This window comes from Streptomyces sp. Pv4-95, from assembly GCF_045782725.1.
Taxonomy (GTDB): domain Bacteria; phylum Actinomycetota; class Actinomycetes; order Streptomycetales; family Streptomycetaceae; genus Streptomyces.
Genome location: NZ_CP127172.1, coordinates 7,553,719 through 7,579,460, shown reverse-complemented (window position 1 = coordinate 7,579,460; position 25,742 = coordinate 7,553,719). Strand labels below are relative to the sequence as shown.

Genomic DNA, 25,742 nt, shown 5'->3' with positions numbered 1-25,742 from the left:
CCGGCACCGGTGACACCACGTCGCGGGTCACCGCGTGCGGTCGGCCACCGGATACGGAACGAACGTGCTGCTGTTCTCGTCGATCGCCAGCGGGCGGCCGAGAGGTGGGACGGCGCGCTGCGGGCAGTCGAGGCGTTCGCAGATGCGGCAGCCCATGCCGATCGGGGTCGCGGCGGAGGCGTTGTCGAGGTCGAGGCCGTCGGAGTAGACGAGCCGGGAGGCGTGCCGGATTTCGCAGCCGAGGCCGATGGCGAAGGTCTTGCCGGGCTCGCCCCAGCCGCCGCGGTGCCGCGTGACCGCGCGGGCGGTCCACAAATAGCGCTGCCCGTCGGGCATCGAGGCGATCTGGACGTGGATGCGGCCGGGTGCCGCGAACGCCTCGTAGACGTTCCACAGCGGGCAGGTGCCGCCGGCGCGGGAGAAGTGGAATCCGGTGGCGGACTGGCGCTTGGACATGTTGCCGGCCCGGTCCACGCGGACGAAGGAGAACGGCACTCCGCGCAGGCGGGGGCGCTGGAGGGTGCTCAGGCGATGGCAGACCGTTTCGTAGCCGAGTCCGAAGTGGTCGGTGAGGCGCTCGATGTCGTACCGCACGTTCTCCGCAGCCGCGTGGAAGGCGCGGTACGGAAGGATCAGCGCGGCCGCGTAGTAGTTCGCGATGCCGATGCGTGTGAGTGCGTGCGTGGCGGAACCTTCGGGGAAGTCCTCCTCCGCCAGCCGGTCCAGCTCGTCGCCGTATTCGAACAGGGCGAGTTGGGTGGCCATGCGGAAGGCCTGCTGGCCGGGCCGGAGCCGGCTGGAGAGGTGCAGGGTGCGGGAGGTCTCGTCGTAGTGGTGCAAGCGCTCGGTGGCCTCGGTCGCCACACGGACACCGTGCGTCTGGGTGAGCCGTTCGGAAAGCACCCGGACGACATCGCCCGGCCGGATGCCGATGCGGCGGGCCAGATCCTCGGCTGCGACATCGGCGTCGTGCAGGTAGTTCTGGCGGCGGTAGAAGAACTCCCGGATCTCCTCGTGCGGTGAGCGGGGAGCGACGGGCTCACCGTCCCGGTCGTCGGCGGCCCCGGCGATCCGCTCGGCGAGGAGCTGACCGCGTCGGCCCAGATCCAGCAGCACCTTCGCGACGGCCGGCATCCGGGACGCGAGTTCCGCCAGGTCGGACGGTGAGACCCGGGCCTCTGCGACCTCGCCCGCCAGCGCCTCGCGCAGGTCGGCGACGAGTCTGCTGGTGTCGCGCTCCGAGAAGAAGCCGGGGTCGACACCGAAGGCTTCGGTGAGCCTGAGCAGCACGGGGACGGTGAGCGGGCGGGAGTCGTGCTCCATCTGGTTCAGGTAACTGGGCGAGATGCCCAGGACCCGGGCCAGCTCCGCCTGGCTCATCCGCCGTTCCTCGCGCAGGCGCCGCAGCCGCGCTCCCGCGTATGTCTTGCTCACCGCGCTCCTCTCCCGTCGGGCCACCCGTCGCCCGGGCCGTGCGAGCAGCCGTCGACGTGGGTTCAGCGTACGCGGATCTTCTCCTTCGCGACCCTTCGCAAACTTGGCAAACCGAAGGGAAAAGATTCGCAGAACTTGGCAAGCGTCCACGATTGATGGCACTCGGTGCCAGTGCCAGAGTTCCAGTGCGGCCCGCCGAATCCTGGCAGCCGAGGCAGAAACCCGGGCGCGATTCATGCCCTGACGTCGGAGATCCCGGCAGCCTCTGTCCGGCAGCCAGGCAGCATTGCTCAGCGACGCCCTCGAAGGGACCGGCGGGCCGCACCCATCAACGACACACAGTGCCACGTCCCTCAGATCCGGTGCACGGCTGAGGGAGGCATTGGCAGACCACGCGACTCATGGAGACGGTGAAGGTCATGGCAGAGGCGAAGACGACAGCGGCCGAGCAGCTCGAACGGCAGTGGGCCACCGATCCGCGGTGGAAGGGGATCGAGCGCACCTACAGCGCGGAGGATGTGCTCCGGCTGTCGGGCAGTGTGCGCGAGGAGCACACCCTGGCCCGTCGCGGCGCCGAGCGACTGTGGCGGCAGCTGCACGAGCGCGACTACATCCACGCGCTGGGCGCGCTGACCGGCGGCCAGGCGGTGCAGCAGGTGAAGGCCGGTCTGCAGGCCATCTACCTGTCCGGCTGGCAGGTCGCCGCCGACGCCAACCAGGCCGGTCACACCTACCCCGACCAGAGCCTCTACCCGGCCAACTCCGTCCCCCAGGTCGTGCGCCGGATCAACAACGCGCTGCTGCGCGCCGACCAGATCGCCACCGCCGAGGGCGGCAGCGACACCACCGACTGGCTCGCGCCGATCGTCGCAGACGCCGAGGCAGGCTTCGGCGGCCCGCTCAACGCCTTCGAGCTGACCAAGGCGATGATCGCGGCCGGCGCCGCCGGTATCCACTACGAGGACCAGCTCGCCTCGGAGAAGAAGTGCGGCCACCTCGGCGGCAAGGTCCTCGTCCCGACCGGGCAGCACATCCGCACCCTCAACGCCGCCCGCCTCGCCGCGGACATCGCCGACGTGCCCACGCTGATCGTCGCCCGCACCGACGCCCTCGCGGCGAACCTGCTGACCAGCGACATCGACGAGCGCGACGCCGAGTTCGTCACCGGGGAGCGCACCGCGGAGGGCTTCTACCGGGTGCGCAACGGCATGGCCCCGGTCATCGCCCGCGGTCTGGCCTACGCCCCGTACGCCGACCTGATCTGGGTGGAGACCGGTACGCCGGACCTGGCGCAGGCCCGCGAGTTCGCCGAGGCGATCCACGCCGAGCACCCCGACCAGATGCTCGCCTACAACTGCTCGCCGTCCTTCAACTGGCGGGCAGCGCTCGACGACGACCAGATCGCCAAGTTCCAGCGCGAACTGGGTGCGATGGGCTACCGGTTCCAGTTCATCACCCTGGCCGGCTTCCACTCCCTCAACCACGGCATGTTCGACCTCGCAAGCGGCTACGCCGAGTCCGGCATGACCGCCTACGTCGACCTCCAGGAGAAGGAGTTCGCCGCCCAGGCGCAAGGGTTCACCGCCGTCAAGCACCAGCGCGAGGTGGGCACCGGCTACTTCGACCAGGTCTCCACCGCCCTCAACCCGGCGTCCTCCACGACCGCGCTGGCCGGCTCCACCGAGGAAGAGCAGTTCCACTAGGCCGTTTCCGTGGCCGGCCGGGGCTGAGCGGTCACGTCCCCGGCCGCGCCTCCGCGCCCGCGTATCCCGTCGGCCCATGATCAAGCGGGGCCGGACGACCGTCTCCGTCCGGCCCCGCTCCTCCCCTCGTCAGGAGACCCGCATGTCCACCAGCGCACTGACGCACCGCGTCCAGGTCCTCGCGGAAGCAGGGCACCGCCATGAGGAGATCCTCACGCCGGAGGCTCTGGACTTCATCGGCCACCTCGCCGCCGCCTTCGGAGCGCGCCGCTCCGAGCTCCTGAAGGAGCGCACGCGACGGGCATCACGCCTCGCCTCCGGGCACGGCCTCGATTTCTCCATCGCCACCGCCGCGGTCCGCGCCGATCCGTCCTGGCGGGTCGCACCGCCGGCGCCCGGCCTTAGCGACCGGCGGGTGGAGATCACCGGCCCTCCCGAACCCCGCATGGCCGTCAACGCCCTCAACTCGGGGGCCGAGGTCTGGATGGCGGACTTCGAGGACGCCACCTCCCCCACCTGGGAAAACCTCGTCGAAGGCCAGCTCACCCTGCTCGACGCGATCGAGCGCCGCATCGACTTCACCACCCCCGAGGGCAAGACCTACCGCCTCGGTGACCAGGTCGCCACCATCGTTGTCCGTCCCCGCGGCTGGCATCTCCTCGAAGAGCACCTGGAGGTGGACGGCCGGCCCGTGCCCGCCGCGCTCGTCGACTTCGGGCTGTACTTCTTCCACTGCGCGCAGCGCCAGATCGACGCCGGGAAGGGCCCGTACTTCTACCTGCCGAAGCTGGAGAACCACTACGAGGCGCGGCTGTGGAACGACGTCTTCGTCTTCGCCCAGGAGTTCCTGGGTATCCCCCGCGGCACCGTGCGCGCCACCGTCCTCATCGAGACGATCACCGCGGCCTTCGAGATGGAGGAGATCCTCCACGCGCTGCGCGAGCACAGCTCCGGGCTCAACGCGGGCCGTTGGGACTACCTGTTCAGCTTGATCAAGACATTCGGGCACCGCACCGACTTCCTGCTGCCCGACCGGGCGAAGGTCACGATGACCGCGCCGTTCATGCGGGCGTACACCGAGTTGCTGGTGCGCACCTGTCACCAACGCGGCGCCCATGCGATCGGGGGCATGGCCGCCCAGGTGCCGGCCAAGGACGCGGAGGCCAACGAGGCCGCGCTGGCCAAGGTCCGGCTGGACAAGGAGCGCGAGGCGGAGGACGGCTTCGACGGTTCCTGGGTCGCCCACCCCGGCCTCGTCCCCGTCTGCCGCTCGGCGTTCGACGACGTACTGGGCGGACGGCCGCACCAGATCGAGCGCACCCGCGACGACGTGGAGGTGACCGCCGCGAACCTGCTGTCCGTGCGCCGTATCAGCGATCCGCCGACGCAGGAGGGCGTGCGGACCAATATCGCGGTCGCGCTGCGCTACTTCGACGCGTGGTTGCGCGGCAGCGGGGCCGTCGCGCTGTACGGCCTGATGGAGGACGCGGCCACCGCCGAGATCGCCCGTGTGCAGATCTGGCAATGGCTGCGGCACCGCGTCGTGGACCGGGAGACGGTCCTGCGAGTCCTCGACGAGGAGACCGCCGCCCTGGGCTCCGAGTTCCCCTGGGCCCGGGTCGAGGAGGTCCGGACTCTCTTCGAACGGACGGCGATGGCCAAGGAGTTGCCCCCCTTCTTCACCCCGGATGCCTACTCCCGGCACCTCGTCCGGCAGACGGAGGCACGCTCATGAGCCGGCACATCCGCAGGGTCGGCGTGGTGGGTGGCGGCCAGATGGGCGCCGGCATCGCCGAGGTGTGTGCCCGCGCCGGGCTGGACACCGTCGTCTGCGAGGCGGACGCGATGGCCGCCCGTGCCGCCCGTGAGCGGGTGGCCGTCTCCCTGGAGCGCGCCGTCCAGCGGGGCAAGCTGGACCGGATCTCGGCGGAGGACGCGCTCGCACGGATGGTCTTCACCGGCAGCCTCGACGACCTCGCCGACCGGCAACTCGTCGTCGAGGCGGTCGTCGAGAACGCCGAGGCGAAGACGGAGGTGTTCACCGCTCTCGACAAGATCGTCGAAGATCCGCAGGCGATCCTCGCCACCAACACCTCCGCCATCCCGGTCATGCGCCTGGGCATGGCGACCCGGCGCGCCGACCACGTCCTGGGGCTGCATTTCTTCAACCCGGTGCCCGTGCTGCCCCTCGTGGAGGTCGTCACGTCCCTGCACACCTCACCGGCTGTTGCCGCGACGGCCGAGGAGTTCGTCGCCACGGCGCTGGGAAAGACCGTGGTCCGCTCCCAGGACCGGGCCGGCTTCGTGGTCAACGCCCTGCTCATCCCGTACCTCCTGTCGGCGATCCGGATGTCCGAATCCGGCTTCGCCTCGGCGGCCGATGTGGACGCCGGGATGGAGCTGGGCTGCGCGCACCCGATGGGACCGCTCAAGCTCGCCGACCTGATCGGCCTGGACACGGTCGCCTCCATCGCCGCATCGCTGTACGAAGAGTTCAAGGAACCCCTGTACGCACCGCCTCCCCTGCTTCTGCGCATGGTCGAGGCGGGGCTGCTCGGCCGCAAGACGGGCCGCGGGTTCCACACATACGACCGGGGTTGAGGGACCCGGGTCAGGTCGGGGCTGAGGGGCCACGACTGCTGTGCTGCGGGGGTGCGGAGGATCTGGCGAGGATGCTCCGCGCCCCCGCTGCTCGCACGCGGGGTGGCTGGGGCGGGGTTCTACTTGTACTGGCGAGGGCGGGATGTGGCCAAGTGAGGTTGTTCAGAGGCGAGTTCACCTGGAGCAGAGCAGCGCCGACGGCGACGCCCCGGTTGGTTGGCTCTTGCTGCGCCCGCCAGGTCCTCCATCCGCGCTCTCGCCCGACCGAAGGGGAGCGCGCGGGGACCTGGCCTCCTCGGCCGGGGCTTGCCTGGTCAGAGATTGTCGGACTCGCCGGCATGATGGCCGATCCATCGGGTGCTGTCCCGTCCACTCACGCTTCGCTCACGCAATTCGCCGCGTCTGGCCGGGAGCTTCGGAGACAGCCACCGAAGCACCGGCTCTCTCGCCGCAGGCAGGACTTGATCCCGCACTGGCTTGTTGCTGCTGCCTCGCCGATCCGAGTCACGGCCGCCGGATTGCAGGGTGTCCAGCCGGCCCCCGAGGACGTACCCGCCGTCCTCCAGCTCACGGAGGTACCCGTCGTGAACGAGCGTACGCAAACTCAGAACGACACCCTCGCCGCGCGTTGGCGTAGTACGGGCACCAGCAGGGCGGGGACGAGAACGGTCTCGGTGGTGTGGCCCACGTACCCGCGTCCCCGCTGGCGTGCCGGCGGCTTCGACGAGGTGGGCCCGAGCATGCAGGCCATGGTGTTGATGTCGAACATGGCAGGTGCTCGTTCGTAGGTGTCGTGCGTTCGGATCGGTCAGATCACGGCCATCACGTGGGCGAGGGCCTCATAGCCGATCAGCAGCCATGCGACGAAGAGCCCCACCACGGGAAGCGACGTCCGCTCGGTGGCCGCCTGCGCGGCCCCGTCGTCCCGTCGGCCTCCGAGATCATGCGCCGCCTCATGGCCCGCGCCTTCGCCCCGAGCGAGCCACGGATCTTGGCGCCTCACTGCCCAAAGGATTCAACGTCCTGCAACGCGCACGGCGTGGCTCAGCTTGTCGACCGCCCAGCCCTACGGTGTCGCGATGGCCCACGTGAGGGTCATTATTGGGCCGGACAGACGGAGATGCCGATCTCTTGTCTCGGAACACATATCGGCCGGAGGCCCACGGGACGGCGCTGTGACACCCAGGGAGTGAGGGCTTGTCAGTGCCTCTGGGTACGCTGGCACAGACATGAAACGGACGTGAACCGGCTGCTCGATGACGCCGGTTGGTGAACGGGGGCGCAGTGATGGGCGACGGGTTCAGAAGCAATCCGGAGATGCTGAAGGCCGAGGGGAAGAACTTCTCCGAGATCGGCAGGGATTTCTACCAGGCGACGAGCCTGCTGAAGAACGGCCTGGCCGCGCAAGGTGACGGTGGAGGCGGCGGAGGCGAAGCGCCGAAGGAGACGACGTTCTCGAGTGTCGCCCAGGACGCCTGGAAGGGCCTGACCACCTTCAGCGACAAGGCAGGCACCCCACCGTGGGGTGACGACGAGCTCGGCGAGAAGTTCGGCGTGGTCTACGAAGGCCTGCGCGACGGCATGACGGACTCGATGGAGCACCTCGCCACCAAGCTCAACGAAATCGGCAAGGCGTTGGAGCGGATGGCGAAGAACCACGAGGAGAACGAGGACTTCACCGACGCTCTGATCAAGGAGCAGAAGCCGGAGAACCAGTTCGGCGGCGAGGTGCGGATTCTGAAGTCCCCGAGCAGCTGACATGGCCCACACCACGGGAGCGTGGGTGGCGACCGTACAGCGGGTTTGCAGGCCGCCACAGCAGCACGGTCCCAGCAGCCAGGGTCGAGTGCTTGCGCGGTATCGGCTTCGGCGACGGCTCGGCTCCAGCTCGCGTTTCGACGGTCAACCGCCCGGCCCCAATAGCGAGTTCAACGGCACGACCACGCCTGACCCACATCCACCACTTCACTGATAGGAGAGAGTCCGTGTCGCATCCCGACGCGCCGGAACCGGTACAGCCCGTCCCCACCACTGCAGAAGAGGCATTGGCCGCCGCTCGCGCCCGATTCGAAGTACTGGATCTGGAAGGAAACCCGGCGCCGCTGTACGTGGTGGAGTTCGACATCGGCTTCCTCGTCCACGCCGTCATGCCCCCACCTCCGCCCGGCACTCAGGCGCCGTTGGGTGGCAGTCACATGGTGATCTCCAAAAGCGACGGAGCCGTCACCTACGTCCCCAACTTTCCGCCGGACTCCGCAATCGAGCTGTACCGCAGCCTGCGCCGGCCCAATGGCTAGGGCTGCCGCCTGAGGACTGGACGGCTATGGACCGGATGTCTACTACAGCACTGTGACACAACAGAGTTGAGGGGCCAGAGGTGCCGTTGGGCTAGGCTCTGGCATGGGCATGGCTCTGCGCCGACGCAAGCCGGTTGAGCGCTCACGAGGCTCCGAATGGCGCCTCCGGCAGCAGCAGAGAAGCAGGGCCATCCGCCGGCGGTGAGGCGGATGGGGCGGGTCGGCCCACAGGGCCGGAACAACAACCTGAACTACATGGGCGATAACGGGGGTCTTCGTCGTGGCATTGATGCTGCCGGACGCACTTGAGTGGGTTCTCGAAATGTGTGGCTTCGAGTGGCCCACAGGCGACGAAGACAAGATGATGGAGTGCGCCAACACCTGGCGTAAGTTCGCCGCTGATGTGGAGGCCCTCCAGGCCCGAGGCATGAGCGCCGCCGGCAACGTCCTCGCCGAGAGCGCCGGCGACTCCATCGAGGGTTTCAACAAGACCTGGGAGAAGTTCTCGGGCGGCTCGGGCTACTTCGACGACGCCCGCCAGGGCGCCGAGCTGATCGCCATCTGCATGGACGCCGCGGCGATGCTCATCATCGGGCTAAAAGTGGCGGTGATCGCCCAGTTGATAATCCTGGCGATCGAGATAATCGCGGCCCAGGCCGCCGCGCCATTCACCCTGGGCCTGTCCGAACTCGGCGCGATGGGCGCGGCCGCCGCCACGCGGCTGATCCTGCGCAAACTTCTCAAGGAGATAGCCCAACAGATCTTGCAGGCGGTGTTGGAGACCGCCAAGGAACCCTTTGTCTCCGCTCTGGAAGCCATGGTCTCCGACCTGGTCGCCCAGACCGTCGAGCAGAACTTCGGCAAGCAGTCGGGCTACGACCTGGGCCGCACCGCCAAGAAAGGGTACGAAGAGGGCAAGGAGGCTCTGAAGAATTCCGGTTCCACCTTCGGCGAGTCCCTGCGCGACGGCGCCGGCTCCCGCGCGGGGCATGGCGCTCGCGGCGGACTGACGAACAGCGGAAACGACGGCGGAAGCGACGGCGGCGACGGCTCATCGGACTCCGGCAGCGACAGTTCGTCGAACTCCAGCGATTCATCGTCGAACAACAACTCGTCTTCCAACGAGCGCAGTTCGTCCAGCAGCTCCCCCAGCTCCTCCCCTTCCTCGAACTCGCCGAGCTCTTCCAACTCGTCATCGAACGACAGCAGTTCGTCGAGCAACTCCCCGGGTTCCGGTAGTTCGCCGAGTTCCGGTAGTTCGCCGAGTTCGAGTGGCGGCGACTCCGGGCGCAGGGCACCGGATATCGGCGGTGCATCGCCCTCGTCTCCGTCGAGCGGTTCGGACAGCCCTTCATCGAGCCCGTCCTCGTCGCCGAGCCCGTCCTCGTCGGCCGATGGCCCGGCGGCTTCGAGTTCTCCCTCCTCTTCCGCAAGTACGCCGTCCAACAGCAGCACGGACAGCACCGGCAGCCCGGACTCGTCGAGCCCCTCGCCGTCCTCGCCCTCACCAGGCCGTGGCTCCGACTCGCCCAGCCCCTTCGACGTGGGCACCCAGGCCTACAACGAGAGCATCGGTCGTCCTCCGGGCGACGACCCGTCCGCCCCCGACTCGTCTCCGGACTCGTCCACGCCGTCCACCACGACGAGGCCGGACGTCGAGGGCGGACCGGCCCCCGACACCACACCTGACTCCGCCCGTCCGGACAGCACACCGGACGCCCCGCTGACCACGGCACCGGGCAACGAACCGTCCATGCCCTCCAACTCCTCGCCCATCGAGGGCCCGGGCACCACGCCTGAGGTCGATGGCTCCGCGGCGCCGGACACCACTCCGGACAGCGCTCGCCCGAGCCGCCCGGAAGGCGTCGACGTCCACACTCCGGAGCAGGGCGCGTCGATCCCGGACGCGCGCAACACCGAGCCCGCGCCTATGCCGTCCCCGCCGCCGGCGACAGACCGCCCCGAGGCCGCACCGGCCCCGGCTCCCGACAACTCCCGCCCCGAACCGGGCGTGCACCAGGTCGACCGCGACTCGGCAACCACGATGCCCGCACCGGCCCAGGGCACCGTGCCGGGCGGCTCCAACGACGGCAACAACAACGACAACCAGAACCAGGGCAGCGGCCGCGGCTTCATGCCGGGCGGTGCCATGCCAGGCAACACGCCCACCGCACACCCCAGCCCGGGTCAGGGCCACGCGCCGGCACCGTCAACTCCGACCCCGCAAGACCCGGACGACGACAACATGGGCCTCATGGGCAACGTCGCCACGGCGACGCCCCCGGCCGCCGGTACGCAGCCCGGCGAGGCGGGCACCCCCCAGCAGGCGGCCCCGTCGTCCACGACGCCCTCAACGTCGGCCCCGGGTGCCATGCCACCCCCCGCGGCCGGCCCCATCCCGACGCAAGCGCCGGCGGCAGGCAACCCCACGCGGACACCGCGGGCCACCACGCCCAGCACCACGAGGCCGCGTACGGAACAGCCGAGCACCAGGCCCACGACACCGTCGCGGGACACCCAGCAGAACCGTCCCGCATCACCGCAGCGCACCCAGACGCCGCGCGGCGAGACACCGAGCCCCTCCTCCACGCAGCCGCGCACTGACACACCGCGCACCGAAACGCCCAGCCGCCTCACCACACCACCACGCACTGACGCGCCACGTGCCGAGACTCCGCGCACCGATACGCCTGAGCGCCCGACCACGCCGCCCCGCGGCGACCAGCCGACGAACCGTCCGACGGACAACCGTCCCACGAACCAGCAGTCACCGGCCGAGTCCCCCACCACGCCGCATGACCAGGGGATGCCGGCACCGAACAACCAACAGCCGGACCATCAGCAGCCGGACGCCACCAACCCCGACCAGACACCCGATCAGAGCCAACAGCAGCCCCCCGCTGACGACAGCTCACCCGGGCAACCCACGGCACCTCCGCCTCCGCCCCAGGCGGACAACCTTTCGGACATCCGTAACGGCCTGAACATCCCGTTCGAAGGCTTGACCACACCCGACCCAGCCCATCAGCAGGACCTCGAGAACGCCCACCCGAGGAACCCCGACGGCACCCCGCAGGTGTACGCGGACCCGCGGCAAGGAAACTGGGCCGGTCTGCAGAACGACGGTGGCCCGGGGGTGCCCGGCCGGTCCAATAACTGCGCCGACTGCACCCGCTCGTTCCTGGAGACATGGTTCGGTCGCCCGACGGTGTCCGCCCCGCGCACTTTGGACCAAAATGCGGACGGCAGCCTGAACACCTTCTCCGCGGAGCGCGACTCGGTCGACAACCAGGCACGCTGGGCCGGCGCGCCCAGCACGTTCGCGGGCAAGGACCATCCCAACCCGTACGCACGTATCGCATACGAGCTGTCGCAGGCCGGGCATGGCTCAGCAGCCGTGATCGGCGTCAACTGGCCCGGCGGTGGTGGCCATGCCTTCGCGGCGGTCAACCACAACGGCCAGGTTCTGTTCGTCGACGCGCAAACGGGCGTCGTCAGCGAGAATCCGATCCACCTGGGCGCCCAAGAGGTCTTCTACACCCCGCTGGACGCCAATCGGAATCCGATCACTCCGTACTTCCTGTCGCCGTCGACGCCGCAACCGTCCACCCAGAACACTCCGGACACCAACACCAGCCCGGGCCCCGACTCGTCGACGGGTCAGACAACTCCCGACACCCAGCCGAGCGGGCCTTCCAACACCTCGCCGTCCACTGACGAGGCGCCCTCCGGCAACGACGACTCGACCGCCGATCGGACCGCCGGCGACGGCAGCACCGACACAGCACCGTCGTCGACGACCCCGGAATCCTCGACGACGCCGGAGGCGACGCCGACCCCGGAGACGACGCCGACCCCGGAGACGACATCACCGCAGAACGAGGCCGTCTCTCCGGACGCGAACACCACCCAGGAGTCCCACCCGGACCAAGTATCGGAGAGCGCCCCGGACACCGACTCCACCACGGATCGGGACTCGGATACGGCCCAGGACCCGGACGCGACGAACCAGGACAGCCTCCAGCCCGAAAACGTTCAGGACACGCAGGACGGCCAGGAATCCCAATCCGCCCAGGATTCCCAGGATTCGCAGGCCGCCGACGACAGCCAGGCCCCTCAAGACACCGAAGACCAGCAACCGGACTCGAGGGAACCGGTCTTCCCGTCCACCGCCACGCGCCCCTCCGGTCCGCCGGATGGCTACGACGACCCCACCGACGCCGACAACCGCGCACAGCAGGAGAGATTCCCGCGCAACGAGGACGGCTCGTTCCAGCGGGCTCCTGACCCGCGCGAGGGCACCTGGGTCGACGATCTGCGCGGCCGGAACCCCGACGATTCCGGTCGCGACGTCAACTGCCCCGACGGATCGCTGGCGTTCGTCGAGTCGTACGCGGGCAACCCCACGGTAGCCGCCCGCCGCAGCACGAATGAGGACGGCACTCCCGCCGACACTCCCGAGCCCAACGGCCGCGACCGTATCGAGAACGCCCTGGGCGCCGAGTTCGACGACTTCGGCGACGGCCGCGACGCGTACAACAACCTGGAGACCACCCTCCTCAACGAGGGCCACGGCTCACAGGCCGTGATCATCACCCAAAACGCCGACGGCCGTGCCCACGCCTGGAACGTCGTCAACCACAACGGCCAGATCGTGTACGCCGACCCGCAGACGGGCCGGCACAGCACCGCCCCGCTCCACAGCGGCAACAACGGCGTCTTCGCGATCCCGCTGGACGCCAACCGCCGCCCCATCGAGGCCACCAGCCGGCCCACCACGCAAAACCAGAGCCAGACCACACCTGCCGATACCGACCACACAGCGCCCCAGCGCCCGGCCGGTTCGCCCGCCGAGTCCAACGACCCCGGTGCGGAAGCCACTCGCAAGCGGCGCAACCAGAGCCTTCCCGACCCGGAAGCACGGACCGATTCGCAGGCGAACCTTCCTCCGGACAAGGCACAGGGCGACCTCCGAGACGCGCGCGACGTCCATCGGATCGGTCTGGACCCGGTCCAGGCACAGATGCGGCAGTGGGCCCAGCCGCAAGGCGACCCGCCCCGGGTGCCCTTGGCCGACATACTGCGGGAATCCATCGACCGCCGCCAGGCGCATGCAGAGTCGGCGCAGCTGGTACGTGAAGCCAGACAGGACTATGACAGGGCGCTGAAGGAAGTCGCCGACGCCAAGGCGGAGCGGACCAGGGCGGCGACCGCGGAGCGGAAAGCCAAGACCGACGACGCGAGGCTGGCGGCTCAGGCCAAGCGGGCGGCGGCGGAGCAGCGGCTCGCCAATGCCCAGCAGGCCCTCCCCCAGGCTGGGGCCGCCCACCAGGCCGCGATGACGGCGCACCGGAATGTTCCGATGCCATCGACAAACTTCACCGACAGTGATCTCCGGCAGCATCTTGATCCCGCGTGGTCGGACATGAACGACGGCCAGCGGTACGCCGCGATCGCCACTCTGGCCCGCATCAGCCAGTCCTTCCATGCCAACAACGCCGTGGGCGTGAACCCTGACCCGGCCGCGAACAACGATGCGTACAGCGACGGAAAGTTCCACGAATCAGCAGCTCCCTGGCGACGTGAACTCGCATCGCACCCGGAGGGGACGAACCTTCGGGATGTGGAGGACCTCAAGCGGCTGCTGGAGGAGACGGAGAGCAATTCGCCTGACTTCTCCGGCAAGAACTACGCGGTCGTGGAAGTGTTCGACCCGGTCACCAAGGAAAGTCACTACATCGTCGATTCGTCGGTTCCCCCTGCCGTGGACGGCGCCGACCCGATGCACTCCGAGTCCCACATCCTCAATTGGATCGACCAGCTCAACGAGAATCGCGAAGACCGGAAGCAGACCAAGGTCGAGGTCAAGGGCCTCTACACCGAACGTGAGCCTTGTGGCCTGCCCACCACCCCGTCCGGTCATCCCACCGGCCACGCCAACTGCTCCAGGACAATCAACGATTCCCAGGCGATGGACCGTGTTCCCGTCTACTACAGCACGACCTATCGAGCGGACCCTGGCCTCAAGAATCTCAAGTCCGCCGAGGCGGACAGGCTGCGCGCGGAAGGCAAGACCGAGTCCCAAATCAGAACTGCGCTCGGCAGGTACCGCACGCCGAACCAGCAGCCCCAGGACGCGGAGATTCAGCACCACCTGAACTTCGTCAACGAATTGGCACAGACGCTGGCGAATCCGGGCCAGAACACGCCTACGGCCCCCACGCCCGACCAGAACACACCGCCTACTCAGGCGCCTCAGTCGGCCCCGTCCCATCCCACGGACCCCCACCGCACACCCCCATCGGACCCCGCAGGCACAGACCGCAAGCCCCCCGCCGACCCCGCAGGCACAGACCGCAGGCACCCGGCGGACTCGGCCGGCACGCCGACCACCAGCCCGACCGATAGCGAGCACACGCCTTCGGCAGACCCCGCCCACGTCAACTTCGCTGTGGCCAACGCGACTACGGGAAACGGAACTGCGGACAACGGCACCTCCGCGTCGGCGGACTCGCAGCCCTCGAACCGCGACGCTTCGCGGAAGGAAACCGAACTCGCGGACGCCGGAGAGGCCCCGCGCCCCACCACCGCCGCCACGGGGACGGGCGAGCAGGCCGGCACCCCGAACCCATCCTCCGGCGAGGCTCGCGAAGCCTCCCCCGCCTCGGACAACCAGCCGGAAAAGCGGGGCCGGTTCAAGCAGCTCTGGCAGTCCCTGACCCAGTCAGGCCCGGCCGAGCCCACCGAGATCACCACTGAGGTGGACCAGCCGCGCTTCGGCAACCACAAGAAGCCGGCGGAGTTCCAGCCCGACCGCTACGGCACTCCACTGGACCGTCCCGACGGGACGCGCGTGCCGCTGTTCGACGGGCCTCCGTCGCGTGAGCAGACGGAGCAGGGTGCCATCGGCGACTGCGGCATCATCGCCACCTTGGGCGCCATCGCGTGCAGGTACCCGGATCTCCTCCAGGACATGATCCGGGAGACCGAGGACGGCAACTACGAGGTCCGCTTCCACGAGGTCGCGCGCAACAACCACGGCAACCAGGCTCCGACCGGGCGCATCCTGACCGTGCGGGTCACTCCCGAGGTGCCCGTGTACAGCGAGTTCCCCAACACCACCGCATACGCCAACGCCAGCCAGGTGGGTGTGGCCTGGCCGGCGATCATGGAGAAGGCCATCGCGGGCCTGGACCAGTTCTGGGACGACAAGAAGCGCGAGCACGAGTCGCAGTTCCCCGGCAACAAGGACTTCGAAGGCAACCTGCTGACGGGCTACTCCCGTATCACCCAGGGCTCCACATCAGGCGACCGTGCCGAGCTGCTCACCCAGCTCACGGGACGCACTTCGGAGAACCACGAATTCCCGACGCAGTACGATATGCACGGCCGCAGCCCGGAAAAGCAGCTGCTGTCGCACCTGCGGGAACTCACGGAAAGCGGCAGGCCGGTCGTCATCGGCACCCGCCCCAAGGGCACGGGTGTGGAGAACAAGATGGAGAAGAACCTCCGGAGTTCTCACGCCTACGAGATCGTCTCGGTCGACGACAAGGGCATGATTCAGTTGCGCAACCCACACAACAAGGACCATCCCCAGCCGCTGACCATCAAGGAATTCATGAAATACTGCAGCAACCAGTACGCGTCTTTGGAGGATGAGAAGTGAGTGCTGACACGATTCAGCTCTGGCAAGGAATTCAGCGAAATCTCGAGCACGCCAGCTTCTCAGTGAACGACATCTACAGGGAGTCCGACGCCGCGGTCAGGGTTCGGCTCGTGACCTTCGCCACCGAGGAGCAGACTCATATCCTCCGCATCGGTGAGAACTTCCCCGTGGGCGACGAGACGTGGCAGCTCGCCGACTTGACGGGTTGGCCGAGCGAGGACGACTGGACCGTGGTGCTGCGCCGCGTCGCGACGACCCCCGTCTGAGACCGCCACCACCCACTTCTGCAGGCCGCGCCGCCGGCCCGTGCCATGCGACAGCAGCAGCCCGGGCCATTCGCACGCTGCCACGCGTAGGGTCGAGGAGTCATCGCGCATCTGAGGAGGACCATGCCCGAGCCAACCACCCACACCCCCGGAATCCCCGAGGACGGGGTCGCCGGTCGCGTCGGCGGATGGTGGCGTGAGGGCGGGCTCGGCGGCCAAGTGGCCTATCTTGTCCCTCCGGCCGGCCATGATGCCTCGGCTGTCATACGGGAGATACACGAGCACGTGCCCGGCAGTGTTGTCGTCGACGCCACCGGTCTCACCGCCGAGCAGGTCATGCAGCAGGCCCTCACGGCGCTCGGAGTCGATCTGTCCGCGGACAAGCGGGACGACTGGCGTTTCGCGCTCGGCTCGTGGCCGGAGGATCGGTTGCTGCTGGTCGTCAACGCCCATCGTGCCGGGCCGACACGGCGGTCGTACGAGCCCGAGCGGTTGGTGACCCAGACCCTTCCGTGGCTGGCGCGTGGCAAGTTGGCCGTGGTGGTCCATGTGGCTCCCGAGTTGCTGCCGGAACGCGTTGAACCCAGGGCGGTGTTTCGGCTGTCCGCGGCGGCCGAAACACCGCCGGCGGTAACGGAGTCCGTTGCCGTGCGGGCATTGGCACTGGCCGAGCCTCGCCTCGTACCCCTTCCCGTCTGGGCCCAACTTGTCGCCGGGCTAAGCGATGCAGAGGTATCCGAGGAGGAACTCGCCGATATCGCAGCGGAACAGTCCGACGTTCTCCGACTCGGGCCGCTCGGTGCTTCCTTCGTCGACGAGGCCGTGGCCGAGGCTGTGCGCCGTGAGATCGATTCCGCCGAACTCGCCCGTGTCAATCGACATGTGGTCGCTTGGCTCCTTCGCTCGGCCCCGGATTTCCGCCACCCCGAAGGGTGGGCCAGGCGGGGTGCCGTCGGCCTGTACGCGGCCACCGGGCTCGCCATGCACGCCGTACAGGCGGGAACGTACGACGAAGTTCTTCGGGACGGACGTGTCATCGCCAATCTGCCGCAAACGGCACTCATGGACGCGGCACGAAGCATCACGTTCCTCATCCCCGGAAACACGGCGGCTGCCGACGCGCTTCATCTGTGGGGATGGGGAGTCACGCCACAGCGCCAGACGGAATGGGCCTCGTGGCTGCACCTGATGGCCTTTTCGCGCGACGATCACGCCTTCGCGTCGGGTGTGACCTCCTCAGGCGTTGCACTGCCCTGGCGAGTCAAATGGGCGCATTGGCGCCAGCCGGGTGGATATCACGCACGTTTCCTCCGGGCCGGAGAGTTCGCCGCGTCGGCGGAAGTGCGTTGGCGGGGGCGAACCGCCATCGCCGGTTTGCAGCGGCGGCGGGGGGACGAGGGACAGCAGTCGTATGTCTCGATCCGGGACGCGGAAACGGGAGACCGTGTCGCAGGGCCTTGGGAAAACGACGAGATTCCGGAGGAGAATCGTGCGGATCTCGCCTGGCCCGACTCACCCGGGGACGGCTCCCCATCACCCGAGCTTGTCCAAGAGTTGTTCGCCTCGTCGTCCCCCCGCCGACGTGACCGCGCCTTTGTGCTGCCCTGCGAACCGCTGGCCGTGAATGACGTCATCGTTTTCGGCGGCGACTTGGGAGTGATCGCCCTTCAGCCCGCGCAGGGCATGGACATCTCCTCTTTCGGCGTGCGGCAGCAGCCCCTGAGTTGGCATTACGCGGACGCGGGCCTGAGCAGTCCGCTCGATGCGCCGGCTCCGAGCCGCGAGGACCTCGTCGATCTGTTCGGCGAGGACGACATCTTTCCCATCGAGGCCGAAGATCTCCCGGATGGCCTCACCCACGGGGTGACACGCGAACTCCTCCTGGAGTTCGGGCTGCCCTACATGTGGAACGAAGGAGGCATGGGAATCTTCCCCTGCGGGGACTGGGAGTCCGACGTTCTCGACGAACTGCCCTCCTGGCCCGAGGGGATCGAGCCCGTTGCCGAAACCGGACCCTTTTTTCAGATCGGCAAGTGGATGGGCGCCAAGCTCGTCATCGACGGCCCCACCGGACACATCCTGCGCGTCCCGAGCGGGCCCGACCAGGAGTATCTCGCCGGTCTTCCCGCCGCGCACAGCCTCGACAACTTCCTCACCATGGTGGCGCTGTGGGTCACCGGGCTGCGCACCCGGAACATTCTGCCGCCGGTCGCCGAACGGGGGCAGCTCCCGTACTGGGTCCTCGGGGAGCTGGCCGATGTCGAGGAGCAGGGCGGCAATCAGCCCGCCTGGTCGTACGTGCTCCACAACGAGTGATGTCGGCGCCTGGGTGCTGCGCCAGCTGTTGAGTTCCGCCTCCCGGTGCGGGCGATAGTGACGGTGGCGCGACACCCCGGCCTCCGGCAATTCTTCCAGTTCGAGTTCGGCGTTGAGCGCGATGCGCAGCTCGCGTGCGAAGCGGGGAGCGGCGAGCAGCCCGGCCAGGTGCGGGCGTATGCGAAGAGGCGCGGCGCGTTGTCGGCAACGGGCCGCGCCTCCACAGCGTTTGGGGTCGATCAGAACAACCCGTGCCACATCTGCTCGACGATCGCCGACCACCAGTTCCGCGGGTCGTCCAGGGACGATGCGTCGATGGCGACGAGCTGGGCCTGGAAGTCGGCGACGGCCCTGCCGGCCATGATCGGGTCGAGCGCGATCATTTCCTCGCGTGTGGTGTGCAGGAGCGCGAGGGAGCGGGCGAAGGCGGACACCGAGGCGTTGACGCGGCGGCCCGCGCCGCTTTCCGGGGTGACGGCCCAGAGCTGGCCGACCGGCTCACCTTCCAGATCGGACCCCGTGCACTGGACGGTGATCAGAGCGACCCCGTCGGTGCCGATCCTGACGTGACCCTCCAGGAACGCGAGGGAGTCGGCGCTCGCCTGGGAGCCGACCTCGCGCAGATGCGCGGCGGCATTTCCGAACAGGCCGGCCGGAAGCTCCGCCTCCGGACTGTCGGCCGTGAAGAAGAACGGGATGTCGGTCGGAAGCCCGGCCCATGTCAGCGTGGCCTTGGCGGCCTCGGGCAGCGGGGTGCCCGCCACATCGTCGGCGTCGTAGCGACGTACGCCGTCAGCGCCGAAGGCGTCCGTCAGCCGTCGGCCCAGGGCAACATCGCGGAGCGGCTCGGCCGGCTCGACGTCGGTCGGCACCGGCGCGCGGTGAGGCCGTGGCGGCGGCTGCCGGCCCGCGATCTGGTGCATCATCTCGACGTGCTGGAGCAGCCCGGCGATCGCCTCGGCGCGCTCCTCGCCCCGCAGGCCGTACTCCTGCGTGCAGGAGAACCGGGCGTTGGGGTAGACACGGCCGATCAGCCGGCCCGGGTACCCGCCGGGGAGCAGGCTGGAGCTGAGGTCGGTGTGGATCGCGACCACGTTCTGCGCGGGCACGCCGAGGCTCTGGATCTCCGCCATGGCCTGGAACTCGGAGTGCGGCAGCCCGGGAGCGGAGTTCTTGAAGAGGCTCGTCTCCTCGCCGGTGCTCGGGTCGACGTACGTGATGACCGTGGTGTTGCCGGGGCCGGTGACCGGCGGCTGCGCGGCCTCCTGGCCGCCGCCGTGCTTTTGCTGGTACATCCGCACGACCTCCTCGACCGGCACGGACGGCCAGCTGCTCAGCTCGCCGGTGCGGCGGTCGACCACACCGCAGGAGTGGCCGATCGTGGCCGGCGGCCGGCGCTTGCCCGTGACCGGGTCACGCTCGATCGGCGGGGCCGCGGCCCACACCACCCAGCCCAGATCGAACTCCTGCATCCGCACCTCACGGCGCGCCTGCCCCTCGGGGTTGAGCCACCCCTCGGCGGTCGCGAGCGCCTGCTCCTGGCTGATCACGGGATCTCCCTTCGAGTCTTCGGGCGGACGGTGCCGGTGCGGCCGGGGTCGGTGCCGGCGAGCTGCGCGGCTCTCGTCCGAGTGGGCCTGAGTGCAGGCGGTCCGGTGCGGGCGCCTTCGAGAAGCTTGGGGCGTTTGAGCCTTTTAGCCTAACGGTCCGCGGTGGGTGGGTGTCAGGCGGTCGGGTGGACATCAGGCCCGGGGGCTGGTGGAGCCTGTGCGGCTTCCGGCTGGGGCTCGGGGGCCTGTGCGGGCTCGGCTTCCCGGGGGTCGGGGACGGAGCGCCGTGCGGTCGCGGCAGAGGGCTGCGCCGGGCGGATCTGCAGCGCCTTCACACCGCTTTCCGTGGCAACAAGGAGGATGCCGTCCGGGGAGAGGTCGGTTCCCGTGAAGGGCGTGGCGGAGACCAGAGCCGTGACGACCTTCTCGTCTCCGTTCTGCTCGCCTCGATGCCAGACGCGTACATAGTCGGCGCCGCGGCTGAACCCGAGCGGCCCCGTGGCGCGCTCGTCATCCGAGGGGCGCAGAATCCGGGTCGGGTCGGCATCGATGACGGAGCCGGTGGCGAGGTCCTGCACCAGCACGGCGGGGGCCTCGGGATCGTCGGCCTTCAACGGATTCGAACCCGGTGTGCCTTGAGGCACCACGCTTACGGCGACCGCGAGCGGGGCCGACTCCGGAGGCTCCTGCGTCGCAGGAGCCTCCGCGGCGCTGTCCGACGCCGCTGCGGCCGGGGGCAGTTTGCCGATTGTCACGGCGTCGACCCCGACGACCGGCACGCTCCACAGGGTGTGCCAGGGAAGCTCGGGCACCATACGGCGCAACACCGCCGCGTACTCCGGCAGTCCGTCTTCGACGAACGCGGTCTCCAGGAGCGCCGCTCGAAGGAGGGCGGGTGCCTGGGTGCGGGTGAGCAGCGGTGCAGTACGCAGATAGGTGCGCGCCGGCGCGTCCAGCTGCTCCGGGGGTACGGCCTCCACCGCGGCGCGCAACCGCACCGGCTCGGCGTGGGCGAACAGGCCGGGGTCGGTGAGGAGCCGGGGGAGCAAACCGGCCTCCAGGGAGTGTCCGGCGATGTGATCGCGAACGTACGCCCCTGCCTTCGCCCAGTCCTGATCGGGTACGGCCTCCAGCAGCTCCATGGCGATACGCGCCTGAGCGCCCGGAACATCCGGAATACCGGCCCGAACGGCCTCGCCGATGCCCGGGTGCTGCAATCCGAGGAGCGTCCGCTCGTCCTCGGGGATGCCTTCGCCGGCCCTCTCGATGGGGCGGATGAAGGGGGCGGCGAGCAGCATGCCCCGCGCCATGTCCTCGCTGATGTCCCGCTCTGCGGCTGCGGAGGCGAGCGGGGTCAGCAGGTGCACGGGCAGGCCGTCGCCCTCGGCCAGGGCGAGGGGTGCGAGGATCTGTCGCAGGATGCGGGGGTGGGTGTCAAGCCGCTCGGCGTGCAGATCGAGCACTTCGCCGACGCTGCCCGGCAGTTGGCTCGCATCCGCCGGGTCGAAGCCCTCCGGGTGCATCAGGATCGACTGCACGGCGAGGTGCACGGTCAGGCGGCTGCCCGCGCCGTCCCCCGCGCGCCGGGCGATCGCCTCGGCGAGCGCGCGTCGAGCGTCAGGATCGATCGTGAACGGCATTGCCGGGGCGCCGAATTGGGGATTGAGCAGTGCCTCGGCCTGCAGCACAAGCCCTTCGGGGTCGGCCCACTCCGGTGCGTCGAGGTCGATGATCTGGGCCACGCCGGGCGGCAGTCCCTCGGCGAGCTCGGCCGCCAACTCCCGGGGTACGTCAGCGAGGAGGCGTATGGAGTCGACGGCGGCGAGGGGCTTCAGCGCGTCCCGCACCACGTGCGCGGGCTCACCCGTCCCCCGCACCGGGCCGGCCCGATCCACATCCGGCACGACGATCGTCACCGGCCGCCCGGACAACGGGAGTTGACCGAGTTCCGAGAAGATGTCGGCGGTGCGTGTCGCGGACAACTCGTAGTGACCGGCGAGCAGCCACAGGGTCTGCGCTGCCGTCAGTCCGGCGACGCTCGGTACCGCAGGTGCGGGCAAGTCCGAAGGCACGGTCGCCGGATCGAGCGCCTCCAGCTCGATCCCCTTGCGATACTCCGGGTCGCAGAGCATCAGGAACCCCGTGAGCAGCCGCGAACATCCGGTGCCCGGGCTTCCGGTCAGGATGACGACCCGGGGCGCGCCCGCCCGCTCCATCCGCCACGCGGTGAGCGCGCGCAGCGCGGCATTGCGCCCCCCGATATAGGGGTGGGGCTCATGGGTCTTGGCCTGTTCCGGGGCCTGGGTCGGGCTGGTCATTGTCTCCCCGTTGTCCTGTCCGTCCGGCACCGTCAAGTCGTGTTGACCGTACGGCGATCATCCTATGGGCGTCGCACGGGGCGAAGCGCACCCCGACCGCCGCTTGTTACCCAGGTGTGGCGTGCCCTTGTCACCCACGTGCGGCGGCGAAGTGCGGGCGAGACCGCTCGGTGATCGACTCCGGCGGGGCGAACTCGTATACCGAAGTCCCGTACACCGAAGTGGCGTCAACGTGCCGTTCGACAGGCGTGGTTGGAATATGGGTGGGCAACCTCACGGGGTGCCCGCGATCACCCCGTGAAACCTTCGTACCCGCATCATGCCGCACCCCACTGACAACGCCCCTGACCTGCCCTGATTCCCCCGAGACCTTCTTGATCGTGCCCCATCACGGGGAGCGGGAGCAGCAGCGCGACCACCCTGGCGACGTCTCGGGGCTGAGGGGTCGCGACTGCTGTGCCCGGGCGTGCGGGGTGCGGAGCGGCTGACGCGGATGCTCCGCGCCCCCGTGTACGGCTGTGTGTCCCCGGATATGCGTCCACGGCCCGTGTCTCATATCACCGTCCACCATGCGGTGCGGGCTGCGCGCTCGCTGGTTGTCCCTCTAGGGTGACGAGTGCAGCTGGTTCGCCCCGTCCGCCAGGCGGGAGCGTCGTAAGAGGGAACCCGGTGGGAATCCGGGACTGCCCCGCAGCGGTGAGTGGGAACGAACGCCGTCATACGCACTGGGCCCGGCCGGGTCTGGGAAGCGACGGCCAGTAGGTGTCTCGTACGTGTACGAGACGGGCCCGCGAGTCCGAAGACCTGCCCGTTGCCCGCACGCGACCGATCGCGTGCGGCCATCCCGGTGACCTCGTGGGCGGGTCGACGTACATATCGAGCGGCACACGCGAGAGCACCTGCGCGTGGCCCGCCCGGTGAGTCGTTCCTTCGCGCTCTCGTTCCGTCTCCGGGACACCGACGAGACATCTCGCGAAGGAGAGTTCCGTGACAGCGAAGTCCGCAGCCGCGGCAGCACGGGCCACCGTGTACGGCTACCCCCGCCAGGGACAGCACCGGGAACTGAAGAAGGCCATCGAGGGCTACTGGAAAGGCCGCGTCGGCGCCGACGCCCTCCGGCAGACCGCGGCAGAACTGCGCCGGGCGAACTGGCAACAACTGGCCGACGCCGGCGTCCACGAGGTGCCGTCCGGTGATTTCTCGTACTACGACCACGTCCTGGACACCAGTGTCATGGTCGGCGCTGTCCCCGAGCGGCATCGCGCGGCGGTCGGCGCCGACGCTTCCCCAAGCTCTCGGCTTCGCTCGAGCAGGGGATGCCCCATTGACGTCTACTTCGCCATGGCGCGGGGCACCCAGGAGGTCGTCCCGCTGGAAATGACCAAGTGGTTCGACACCAACTATCACTACCTGGTCCCCGAGCTCGGCCCGGACACCGTCTTCACCGCCGACTCCACCAAGCAGGTCGCCGAACTGAAGGAAGCCCTCGCGCTCGGGCACGCCGCCCGCCCGGTCCTCGTCGGGCCGATCACCTACCTCCTGCTGGCCAAGCCGGCTCCCGGGGTCGCCGCCGACTTCGAGCCGCTGACCCTGCTCGACCGGCTCCTTCCGGTGTACGCCGAGGTCGTCGCCGACCTGCGGGCTGCGGGCGCCGAGTGGGTGCAGCTCGATGAGCCTGCTCTCGTCCAGGACCGCACCCCGGCGGAACTGAATGCTGCCGCGCGCGCCTACCGCGAGCTCGGGGCCCTCACCGACCGCCCGAAGCTCCTGGTCGCCTCCTACTTCGGTCGGCTCGGCGACGCGCTGACCGTCCTGGCCAAGGCGCCGGTCGAGGGGCTGGCCATCGACTTCACCGAGTCGGGCGCCGCCAACCTCCAGGACCTCGCGGCGGCCGGCGGCCTGCCGGGCAAGCGGCTGGTCGCGGGCGTCGTCAACGGCCGCAACATCTGGATCAACGACTACGAGAAGTCGCTGTCCACGCTGGGCACACTGCTCGGTCTCGCCGACCACGTCGATGTCTCGGCATCCTGCTCGCTGCTGCACGTCCCGCTGGACGCCACCGCCGAGCACGACATCGACCCGCAGATCGCCCGCTGGCTGGCCTTCGCCCGTCAGAAGACGCAGGAGATCGCCGTCCTGGCGCGCGGGCTGGCCCGCGGCACGGAAGCCATCTCGGGCGAACTCGCCGCGAACCGCGCCGATCTCGCCTCCCGGGCCGGGTCCGCGCTCACCCACGACCCCGTGGTGCGGGCCCGTACCACGGCAGTCACCGACGCGGACGGGCGCCGCTCCCAGCCGTATGCCCAGCGGACCGCGGCCCAGCGCGCGCACCTCGGACTGCCGCTGCTGCCCACGACGACGATCGGTTCGTTCCCGCAGACCACCGAGCTGCGCAGCGCCCGCGCCGACCTGCGTGCCGGGCGGATCGACACGGTCGGCTACGAGGAGCGCATCAAGACCGAGATCCGCGATGTCCTCGGCTTCCAGGAGAAGGCCGGGATCGACGTCCTGGTGCACGGCGAGCCCGAACGCAACGACATGGTGCAGTACTTCGCGGAACAGCTGACCGGCTACCTGGCCACCCAGCACGGCTGGGTGCAGTCCTACGGCACCCGCTACGTACGCCCGCCGGTCCTCGCCGGGGACATCTCCCGCCCCGAGCCGATGACGGTGCGCTGGACCCGCTACGCCCAGTCGCTCACCGAGCGTCCGGTCAAGGGCATGCTCACCGGCCCGGTCACCATGCTCGCCTGGTCCTTCGTCCGCGACGACCAGCCGCTGGGCGACACCGCTCGCCAGGTGGCCCTCGCGCTGCGCGACGAGGTCAACGACCTGGAGGCGGCCGGGACTTCCGTCATCCAGGTCGACGAGCCCGCGCTGCGCGAGACGCTGCCGCTGCGAGCCGCCGAGCACGCCGGCTACCTGGACTGGGCGACCGAGGCGTTCCGCCTCACCACCAGTGGCGTACGGCCCGACACCCAGATCCACACCCATATGTGCTACGCGGAGTTCGGCGACATCGTCGAGGCCATCGATGCCCTCGACGCCGACGTCATCAGCCTGGAGGCGGCGCGCTCCCACATGCAGGTCGCGCGCGAGCTGGCCGAGCACGGCTACCCCCGTGAAGCCGGCCCCGGCGTCTACGACATCCACTCCCCGCGCGTCCCGAGCGCAGAAGAGGCAGCGGAGCTGCTGCGCAAGGGACTTGAGGCCATTCCTGCCGAGCGGCTGTGGGTCAACCCCGACTGCGGCCTGAAGACCCGCGGCTGGCCCGAGACCCGGGCCTCCCTGGAGAACCTCGTCTCCGCCGCCCGCCAGATCCGCAGCGAGCTGGCCGCCGACGGCTCCTGACCGCCCCTTGGGTCCGGGCCGGACACCACCGTGTCCGGCCCGGACCCACCGGGTTCGAGACCGTCCGCCCACCGCGGAGCGGGCAGAAGCGTTCCGTCCATTGACGGCTGAGGGTGAGAGCGGACCGGCGGACAGCGAAGCACTGCTCGAGGGCATGGGGCTCCGACCCTCCATCCGTCTCACTGCGGACGGCCCTGAGCAGCTGACCTTCGTTCCCGGCGATGTCGCCCTGCCGCCGTT

Annotated in this window: 14 protein-coding genes, 1 pseudogene and 1 riboswitch; of the genes and pseudogenes, 9 read left to right on the top strand and 6 right to left on the bottom strand. The window is 69.3% G+C overall.

The annotated features are described in order from the left end of the window. Positions 1 to 27 precede the first annotated feature (27 nt). Positions 28 to 1,434: a short-chain fatty acyl-CoA regulator family protein gene (locus QOM21_RS33280; protein ID WP_407554718.1), complete on the bottom strand. Its 1,407-nt coding sequence runs from the start codon at positions 1,432 to 1,434 to the stop codon at positions 28 to 30. A gap of 419 nt (positions 1,435 to 1,853) precedes the next feature. Between QOM21_RS33280 and aceA the strand changes: the two genes are divergently transcribed. The 3 genes from aceA (at position 1,854) to QOM21_RS33265 (ending at position 5,738) form a co-directional block, all read left to right on the top strand. Then, complete coding sequence (aceA, locus tag QOM21_RS33275; protein WP_407554717.1) at positions 1,854 to 3,137, top strand: isocitrate lyase; 1,284 nt, start codon at positions 1,854 to 1,856, stop codon at positions 3,135 to 3,137. A gap of 142 nt (positions 3,138 to 3,279) precedes the next feature. Beyond that, positions 3,280 to 4,872: a malate synthase A gene (gene aceB, locus QOM21_RS33270; RefSeq protein ID WP_407554716.1), complete on the top strand. Its 1,593-nt coding sequence runs from the start codon at positions 3,280 to 3,282 to the stop codon at positions 4,870 to 4,872. Then, entirely contained in the window at positions 4,869 to 5,738 is an 870-nt protein-coding gene (locus QOM21_RS33265) for a 3-hydroxybutyryl-CoA dehydrogenase (protein WP_407554715.1), read from the top strand. The genes aceB and QOM21_RS33265 overlap by 4 nt, the downstream gene beginning before the upstream one ends. 506 nt (positions 5,739 to 6,244) lie before the next feature. On the opposite strand, the pseudogene QOM21_RS33260 reads toward QOM21_RS33265, so the two are convergent. The 3 genes and pseudogenes from QOM21_RS33260 to QOM21_RS33250 all read right to left on the bottom strand — a co-directional run. After that, positions 6,245 to 6,340, bottom strand: a pseudogene (locus QOM21_RS33260) (IclR family transcriptional regulator); the annotation flags it as partial. A gap of 2 nt (positions 6,341 to 6,342) precedes the next feature. Further along, positions 6,343 to 6,507, bottom strand: coding sequence for a hypothetical protein (locus tag QOM21_RS33255; protein WP_407554714.1), 165 nt, complete (start codon positions 6,505 to 6,507; stop codon positions 6,343 to 6,345). A 39-nt stretch (positions 6,508 to 6,546) separates the two neighbouring features. Then, a complete protein-coding gene (locus QOM21_RS33250; RefSeq protein WP_407554713.1) occupies positions 6,547 to 6,741 on the bottom strand; it encodes a hypothetical protein in 195 nt (64 codons plus the stop codon). A 314-nt stretch (positions 6,742 to 7,055) separates the two neighbouring features. On the opposite strand from QOM21_RS33250, the gene QOM21_RS33245 reads away from it, so the two are divergent. The 5 genes from QOM21_RS33245 (at position 7,056) to QOM21_RS33225 (ending at position 18,283) form a co-directional block, all read left to right on the top strand. Continuing rightward, positions 7,056 to 7,496, top strand: a complete 441-nt coding sequence (locus tag QOM21_RS33245) for a hypothetical protein (RefSeq protein WP_407554712.1) — start codon at positions 7,056 to 7,058, stop codon at positions 7,494 to 7,496. Between the two features lie 227 nt (positions 7,497 to 7,723). After that, a complete protein-coding gene (locus QOM21_RS33240) occupies positions 7,724 to 8,035 on the top strand; it encodes a hypothetical protein (protein ID WP_407554711.1) in 312 nt (103 codons plus the stop codon). A 289-nt stretch (positions 8,036 to 8,324) separates the two neighbouring features. Further along, positions 8,325 to 15,701 carry a toxin glutamine deamidase domain-containing protein gene (locus QOM21_RS33235; protein WP_407555968.1) on the top strand — a complete coding sequence of 2,459 codons (7,377 nt, stop codon included), beginning with the start codon at positions 8,325 to 8,327 and terminating at the stop codon, positions 15,699 to 15,701. Then, positions 15,698 to 15,967 (top strand): DUF6406 domain-containing protein, encoded by a 270-nt coding sequence (locus QOM21_RS33230; protein WP_407554710.1) that lies wholly within the window; start codon positions 15,698 to 15,700, stop codon positions 15,965 to 15,967. The genes QOM21_RS33235 and QOM21_RS33230 overlap by 4 nt, the downstream gene beginning before the upstream one ends. Before the next feature lie 123 nt (positions 15,968 to 16,090). Continuing rightward, positions 16,091 to 18,283, top strand: a complete 2,193-nt coding sequence (locus QOM21_RS33225; RefSeq protein WP_407554709.1) for an SUKH-4 family immunity protein — start codon at positions 16,091 to 16,093, stop codon at positions 18,281 to 18,283. A 239-nt stretch (positions 18,284 to 18,522) separates the two neighbouring features. Here QOM21_RS33225 and QOM21_RS33220 read toward each other — a convergent pair whose 3' ends face one another. Next, positions 18,523 to 19,833 carry an SUKH-4 family immunity protein gene (locus QOM21_RS33220; RefSeq protein ID WP_407554708.1) on the bottom strand — a complete coding sequence of 437 codons (1,311 nt, stop codon included), beginning with the start codon at positions 19,831 to 19,833 and terminating at the stop codon, positions 18,523 to 18,525. A 173-nt stretch (positions 19,834 to 20,006) separates the two neighbouring features. Then, positions 20,007 to 22,151, bottom strand: coding sequence for an ATP-binding protein (locus QOM21_RS33215; protein ID WP_407554707.1), 2,145 nt, complete (start codon positions 22,149 to 22,151; stop codon positions 20,007 to 20,009). Between the two features lie 606 nt (positions 22,152 to 22,757). Then, positions 22,758 to 22,978, top strand: a riboswitch (cobalamin riboswitch). Between the two features lie 160 nt (positions 22,979 to 23,138). Here QOM21_RS33215 and metE point away from each other — a divergent pair. Then, entirely contained in the window at positions 23,139 to 25,502 is a 2,364-nt protein-coding gene (gene metE / locus QOM21_RS33210) for a 5-methyltetrahydropteroyltriglutamate--homocysteine S-methyltransferase (protein WP_407554706.1), read from the top strand. Positions 25,503 to 25,742 lie beyond the last annotated feature (240 nt).

Coding starts and splice junctions, on each gene's coding strand:
- QOM21_RS33255 (WP_407554714.1), bottom strand. CDS start 6,507: ATGTTCGACATCAACACCATGGCCTGCATGCTCGGGCCCACCTCGTCG.
- aceA (WP_407554717.1), top strand. CDS start 1,854: ATGGCAGAGGCGAAGACGACAGCGGCCGAGCAGCTCGAACGGCAGTGG.
- aceB (WP_407554716.1), top strand. CDS start 3,280: ATGTCCACCAGCGCACTGACGCACCGCGTCCAGGTCCTCGCGGAAGCA.
- QOM21_RS33245 (WP_407554712.1), top strand. CDS start 7,056: ATGCTGAAGGCCGAGGGGAAGAACTTCTCCGAGATCGGCAGGGATTTC.
- QOM21_RS33215 (WP_407554707.1), bottom strand. CDS start 22,151: ATGACCAGCCCGACCCAGGCCCCGGAACAGGCCAAGACCCATGAGCCC.
- QOM21_RS33235 (WP_407555968.1), top strand. CDS start 8,325: ATGCTGCCGGACGCACTTGAGTGGGTTCTCGAAATGTGTGGCTTCGAG.
- QOM21_RS33265 (WP_407554715.1), top strand. CDS start 4,869: ATGAGCCGGCACATCCGCAGGGTCGGCGTGGTGGGTGGCGGCCAGATG.
- QOM21_RS33225 (WP_407554709.1), top strand. CDS start 16,091: ATGCCCGAGCCAACCACCCACACCCCCGGAATCCCCGAGGACGGGGTC.